This window comes from uncultured Maritalea sp., assembly GCF_937139385.1.
GTDB classification, from domain to species: domain Bacteria; phylum Pseudomonadota; class Alphaproteobacteria; order Rhizobiales; family Devosiaceae; genus Maritalea; species Maritalea porphyrae_A.
In genome coordinates this window covers 1-6,456 of the sequence record NZ_CAKZPW010000257.1, presented here as the reverse complement: position 1 = coordinate 6,456, position 6,456 = coordinate 1, and the positions used below count along the sequence as shown (strand labels likewise).

Genomic DNA, 6,456 nt, shown 5'->3' with positions numbered 1-6,456 from the left:
CTTCTGGATCCGGAAAATCAACCTTGTTGCGAGCTATAAACGACCTTGATCCTTTGACCGGGGGTGAGGTGTGGCTTGATGGTGTGCAGGTGAACAAAAACCTGCCTTACCGAAAGTATGAAAAGCACATCAACGAGATGCGCCAACAAGTGGGTATGGTGTTCCAGCATTTCAATTTATTCCCGCATATGACGGCCCGTGAAAATGTCACCATGGCACCCATCATGTTGAAGGGCCTTTCAAAGGCAGAGGCGAATAAACTCGCCGAAGAACAACTCGATGAGGTCGGCTTGCTGGAGCGGATCGATTATTACCCATCACAACTCTCCGGGGGGCAGAAACAACGGGTTGCTATTGCGCGTGCGTTGGCGATGAAGCCCAAGCTTATGTTGTTTGATGAGGCGACCTCGGCGCTGGACCCAGAGTTGGTGGAAGAGGTGAACTTGGTCATGAAAAAGCTCGCCGAAAAACACATGACGATGATCATCGTAACCCACGAAATGGATTTTGCATCCTCTGTGTGCGACCGGGTTCTTTTTATGGACCAAGGGGTCGTGGTCGAAGAGGGGCCACCAGAAGTGATCTTTAAAGATCCGAAACAAAAACGCACGCGTGAATTCCTTCGAAAACATCTCGCAGGTGCAAAGTGAGTGATGCGCCTTCATATCTGTTTTATCAATCTCGTAATCCGCGCCCTTTCTTGGATCGTGGCGAAGGGATCTATTTGTTTGATGAAAGTGGCAAACGATATATAGACGGCTCTTCCGGGGCTATGGTGTCAAATATTGGCCACTCAAACCCACGTGTGCTGGCAAAAATCAAAGCACAAATGGACAAAGCGACATTTGGCTATCGGCTGCATTTCCGCACTCACCCCTCCGAAGATTTGGCGGCCAAAACGGTTGCCATGACCCCAGAAGGATTGGATCGCGTTTTCTTCGTGTCCGGTGGTTCAGAAGCAGTGGAGAGTGCGACAAAACTTGCACGCCAATATGCCGTGACCAGGGGGCAAGCGAGCCGCTACAAGATCATTTCTCGCTTTCCATCCTATCATGGCTGTACGCTTGGTGCCTTGGACCTGACAGGCTATGATCCGTTGCGTGAGCCATTCGCACCTATGATGCGCGGCATGCCCAAAACCGCAGCCCCGGTCACCTATTTGGATCGAGATAATCTAACCGAAGAAGCGCGCGGCCTAAAATACGCCGAGCTTTTGCGCGAAAAGATATTGGCCGAGGGTGAAAATACGGTCCTAGCGTTTATTATGGAACCTGTGGGTGGTGCATCCACCGGGGCATTGGTTGCGCCGGACAGCTATTATCAACGCGTTCGCGATATTTGTGACGAATTTGGTGTGATCCTGATCTATGATGAGGTCATGACCGGGGCAGGCCGAACAGGCAAATTCTTGGCCGCCGAACATTGGGGTGTGACCCCTGACATTGTGGCGCTCTCAAAAGGTTTTGGTGCTGGTTATGCACCTCTTGGCGCGATTGTCTCAAGCGCAAAAATCGTTGAGGCAGTTCTTGATGCAGGCGGTTTCCTCCACGGGTTTACCTATGCTGGCAACCCCTTGGCGTGCTCAGCTGGTTTGGCCGTGCTTGAAGAGCTTGAGGATCAAAACCTGATCGAAAATGCCGCCAATATGGGCGACGTTCTAATGGCTGAACTGCGCGCGTTGATGGACCGCTATCCTTTTATTGGGGATGTGCGGGGCAAAGGGCTGCTCACGGCGTTCGAATTTGTGGCTGACCGTGAAACAATGGAACCATTGCCGCCAAAGCTCAATGCGCATGAACACCTTGTCGAGTTGGCGTACGAACGCGGTCTGATCATCTATTCACGCCGAACTCGCGGGGGCACGGCTGGCGATCACTTCCTTTTGGCCCCACCGTTGATCATAACCAAGGAACAAATTCTTGAAATGATGGCGATCCTGCGCGACGCGCTTGATGCCTTTGCCCATGAGGTGGGTTTGCCCATAGAGGCTGACGCATGAAGCTTCCCAATAAACAATGCACAATAGAAACCGCCATTGCCAAAGTCCGGGATGGCGATACGATCATGGTTGGCGGATTTGGCGTGCCAGGCACGCCGATGACGCTAATTCATGCCCTGGTGGCCCATGGCGCGCGCGACCTTACGTTGGTAAAAAACGACGCCAACGAACCCGGGTTTGGCATTGATCATTTGCTCAGAAGCGGTCAGGTGCGTCGTCTCATTACCACGCATCTTGGCCTAAATGCTTATGCGATCGAATTGATGAACACCTCAAAGCTTGAAGTCCAGTTCAATGCCCAAGGTATCTTGGCCGAACGCATTCGAGCAGGTGGTTCTGGCTTGGCCGGTATTTTGACAGATATTGGAATTGGCACTGAACTGGCTGAGGGAAAACAAGAAATTGAGTTTGAGGGCAAGCGTCAGATAATTGAATCTGCGCTGCGGGCCGATGTTGCTCTCATCCACGCGGAACGAGCTGATGTTTTCGGCAACCTTGAATTCGCCGCCACAGCACAGAACTTCAATCCACTTATGGCGATGGCTGCTGACTGCGTTATCGCAGAAACTGTAAACTTATTGCCTGTTGGTGGACTGAACCCCAACAACGTCCAAACGGCCGGGGTCTTTATTGATCATGTGACCGAACTCACGGCGCTCACAAAGGAGTATGCAGTTGTCAAACGCTAGAGAACGCATGCTTGCGCGCGCCGCGCGCGACGTTCAGCCGGGCATGGTGGTGAATTTAGGCATAGGTTTGCCAACCAAGATTGTTGACCATTTGCCAGAAGATCTTTGTGTTTGCCTGCACACTGAAAACGGTATGACCGGAATTGGCCCAAGCCTTTCGCCAGAACAAGCAGATCGCAATCTGATTGACGCCGGCGGCGCGTACGTTTCAACTGTTCCCGGCTCGGCCTTTTTTGATAGTGCAACCAGCTTTGCAATGGTGCGTTCTGGACGACTTGACCTGACCATGTTGGGCGCATTTGAAGTCGGCTCGAACGGCGACTTAGCAAATTGGAAAATTCCAGGAAAGTTCAGCCCCGGCGTAGGCGGTGGCATTGAGCTCGCCCAAAAGGCGCGTCGTGTTGTCGTTCTCACTACGCACACGGATCGCGCGGGCAACCCCAAGCTAAAAACTAAGTGTTCGTTGCCGCTAACAGCCCCAAATTGCGTGGCGCGGATCTACACAGATTTGGCGGTAGTTGACGTTGGCCCAAAAGGGTTTGAACTCGTCGAACTGGCAAGAGGTGTAACCGTAAATGAGGTGGTGGAAGCCACGGGCGCGCCTTTGATCCTGCCCCGCGGTGAGATGGGGGTATTTTGAGCCTATCATGACACACAACCTAAGCGCGCGCCTATTTGACGAAGTGGACAAAGCTTTTGAGCTTCAGGTCGACTTTCTGTCTGAATTAACGTCTCATGCCTCCGTTCGCGGGCAGGAACAATCAGCTCAAAACTTGATGGCCGATCAGTTGGACAAGCGAGGTTATGAAATCGATCGTTGGCAAATTGATCTTGCTGATATTCAGCATCTCCCCGGTTTTTCACCGGTTCTTGGCCCCTACGAAGAAGCGATCAATGTTGTTGGGGCACACCGCTCAAAGACACGAAAAGGTCGCTCATTGATATTGAATGGCCACATAGATGTGGTGCCGACCGGGCCGCTTGATATGTGGGACAGTCCCCCGTTCGAGCCACGAATCGCCGATGGTTGGCTCTATGGCCGCGGCGCTGGAGACATGAAGGCGGGACTTGCGTCAAACCTGTTTGCGCTCGACGCGCTGAACGCATGTGGCTATGCCCCAGCCGCCGATGTGTTCTATCAATCCGTGGTGGAAGAAGAATGCACGGGTAACGGTGCTCTGGCTTGTCTGGCGCGTGGTTATACTGCCGACGCCGCACTTATCCCCGAACCGTTCTCCGAACATTTGGTGAGCGCACAACTCGGCGTGATTTGGTTTCAAGTTCGCCTCAAGGGCCTACCTGCGCATGTGGCCTATGCGGGCAGTGGATCCAATGCGATTGAGGCGGCTTTCCCGCTGATTGAAGCGTTGCACAAAATGGAACACCGCTGGAACGCGGCCCAGAATCGTCCCAGTGACTACGTCCACATGGAGCATGCGCTGAACCTAAATGTTGGAAGATTTGAAGGCGGTGATTGGACCAGTTCCGTTCCCGCGTGGAGTGTGTTCGACGTGCGCATGGCAATTTTCCCGGGGCAGTCCATTGATGATGCGAAAGCTGAGATCGAACAGGTGATTTTGGCGGCCGCCCAAGAGAACGCATTTTTGCGCAATAGCTTGCCCGAGGTCATCTATCATGGGTTCCATGCTGAGGGTTATGCATTGTCACAAGACAGTTCAACACATGCGGCGACCGCCATCGCAACGCTTGAAAACGCACACCAATTGGCCACTGGCGAACCATTGGTGCGCGAAGCAATAACGGCGACCACAGACGCCCGGTTTTTTGGCCTTTATGCGGACACGCCCGCACTGGTCTACGGTCCTCGCGCTGAAGCGATCCATGGATTCAATGAGCGTGTCGAATTGGAAAGCATGCGCAAAATCACAAAATCCACCGCACTGTTTATTGCGGAATGGTGTGGCGTGGAAAAGGTTTAAGGACAATCAAAATGCGCGAAGCTGTTATCGTCTCCACTGCCCGCACCCCAATCGGCAAAGCCTATCGCGGGGCGTTCAATAACTTGGAAGCACCCAGCCTGGCCGCTCCAACCGTAAAGGCCGCTTTGGCCCGCGCTGATCTAACGGGCGGCGAGGTTGAAGAAGCAATTTTTGGCGTGGCACTAACCCAAGGCACATCCGGGGTCAATGTGGCACGTCACATCGTTATGTCCACCAATTTACCTGACAGCGTGGCGGGAGCGACGCTAGATCGACAATGTGCGTCTGGTTTGAATGCGATTTCGATTGCCTCACATATGGTAGCAAGTGAAGGCGTGGATGTCGCGCTGGCTGGTGGGTTAGAGAGCATTTCATTGGTGCAGAATGAACATTGGAACGCACACCGATATAGGGATCCCAGCGCTGCAAAAAACTATTATCTGACCATGTTGGAAACAGCCGAAATTGTGGCTGAGCGCTATGGCGTAAGCCGCGCCGCACAGGACGAATATGCCCTGCAAAGCCAGTTACGCGCGGCGCGAGCACAGGATGCGGGTTTGTTTGCAGATGAGATTATTCCCATAAACGCAACAAAATACATCACGGACAAAGCGACGGGCGAAACCCGAGAAGAATCAGTAAAGCTGGTGCAAGATGAATGTAATCGCCCAGCGACCACTGCAGAAGGGCTCGCGGCCCTTAGTCCGGTTCTTGGCGCCAATAAAACGGTAACTGCTGGCAACGCTAGTCAATTATCAGACGGCGCGGCCACATTGGTAATCATGGACGCCTCAGAAGCATCGCGGCGCAATCTGGATCCGCTTGGTGCCATGCGCGGTTTTGCGGTCGCAGGTGTTGCGCCTGAAGAAATGGGCATCGGACCAGTAGTTGCCATTCCGCGCCTGCTCGGGCGTGCCGGGCTGACATTGGATGATATTGATCTTTGGGAAATTAATGAAGCCTTCGCCGCCCAGCTTATTTACTGCCGCGATCATCTTGGTGTGCCGAACGAGCGGTTAAACGTAAACGGCGGGGCAATTGCCATCGGGCATCCCTACGGCATGTCGGGCGCGCGTATGGCGGGACATATTCTACTTGAGGGCCAACGCTGCAAGGCCAAATGGGGCGTGGTTTCCATGTGTGTTGGCGGCGGCCAAGGTGCTGCTGGCCTGTTCGAGATATTTTAAAGGGCAACACAATGTATCAGCTTACGGACAATCAGATCGCAACGCTTACAGCTCTGCGTCATGAGTTGCATGAACGTCCTGAAATCTCTGGGGAAGAAGCACAAACTGCTGAACGGATAAGCCGCGAACTACGCGCACTTGGCGCCGACCGGATTTGGCGGGGAGTTGGTGGGCATGGCGTTGCCGCTCAATTCACAGGACTAAAAGAAGAAGGCCCCACGGTCTTATTGCGTTGCGAATTGGATGGACTACCAATCCGAGAGATCTCAAATCTGGCTTATCGTTCCGCGCTCGCTGGAAAAGGACATCTTTGCGGGCATGACGGGCATATGGCCTCGCTTATTGGTGTTGCAATGGGGCTTGCAAATCGCCCCGCAACAGGGCGTGTCATTTTACTGTTTCAACCAGCCGAAGAAACCGGTGCTGGCGCACAAGCGGTTATTGAAGATGCACAATGGGCTGAAATTCGACCAGATTATGCCTTCGCCTATCACAATGTGCCTGGCCGCCCATTGGGCGAAATCGGATGGCGCACTGGGCCAAGCAACTGCGCCTCTCGCGGCATGAAAATCAAGCTTGAAGGCAAGAGCTCTCACGCGGCGGCACCTGAAGACGGCGTATCTCCAGGCCCCGCAATGTCT

Annotated in this window: 7 protein-coding genes; all 7 read left to right on the top strand. The window is 53.5% G+C overall.

Annotated features, from left to right (window positions below; all coding sequences use genetic code 11):
• A partial coding sequence (locus Q0231_RS10575; protein ID WP_299347649.1) for an amino acid ABC transporter ATP-binding protein occupies positions 1-650 on the top strand: 650 nt, incomplete at its 5' end.
• Complete coding sequence (locus tag Q0231_RS10570) at positions 647-1,999, top strand: aspartate aminotransferase family protein (protein WP_299347648.1); 1,353 nt, start codon at positions 647-649, stop codon at positions 1,997-1,999. The genes Q0231_RS10575 and Q0231_RS10570, both read left to right, overlap by 4 nt.
• Positions 1,996-2,688 carry a CoA transferase subunit A gene (locus Q0231_RS10565; protein ID WP_299347647.1) on the top strand — a complete coding sequence of 231 codons (693 nt, stop codon included), beginning with the start codon at positions 1,996-1,998 and terminating at the stop codon, positions 2,686-2,688. The genes Q0231_RS10570 and Q0231_RS10565 overlap by 4 nt, the downstream gene beginning before the upstream one ends.
• A complete protein-coding gene (locus Q0231_RS10560; RefSeq protein ID WP_299347646.1) occupies positions 2,675-3,328 on the top strand; it encodes a 3-oxoacid CoA-transferase subunit B in 654 nt (217 codons plus the stop codon). The genes Q0231_RS10565 and Q0231_RS10560 overlap by 14 nt, the downstream gene beginning before the upstream one ends.
• 7 nt (positions 3,329-3,335) lie before the next feature.
• The gene (locus Q0231_RS10555) at positions 3,336-4,628 is read left to right on the top strand and encodes an ArgE/DapE family deacylase (protein ID WP_269393002.1); all 1,293 of its coding nucleotides are present in this window, start codon (positions 3,336-3,338) and stop codon (positions 4,626-4,628) included.
• Between the two features lie 11 nt (positions 4,629-4,639).
• Entirely contained in the window at positions 4,640-5,815 is a 1,176-nt protein-coding gene (locus Q0231_RS10550) for an acetyl-CoA C-acyltransferase (protein ID WP_269393001.1), read from the top strand.
• Positions 5,816-5,826: 11 nt separating this feature from the next.
• Positions 5,827-6,456, top strand: a 630-nt coding sequence (locus Q0231_RS10545; protein ID WP_299347645.1) for a M20/M25/M40 family metallo-hydrolase, incomplete at its 3' end; no start/stop codon positions are given.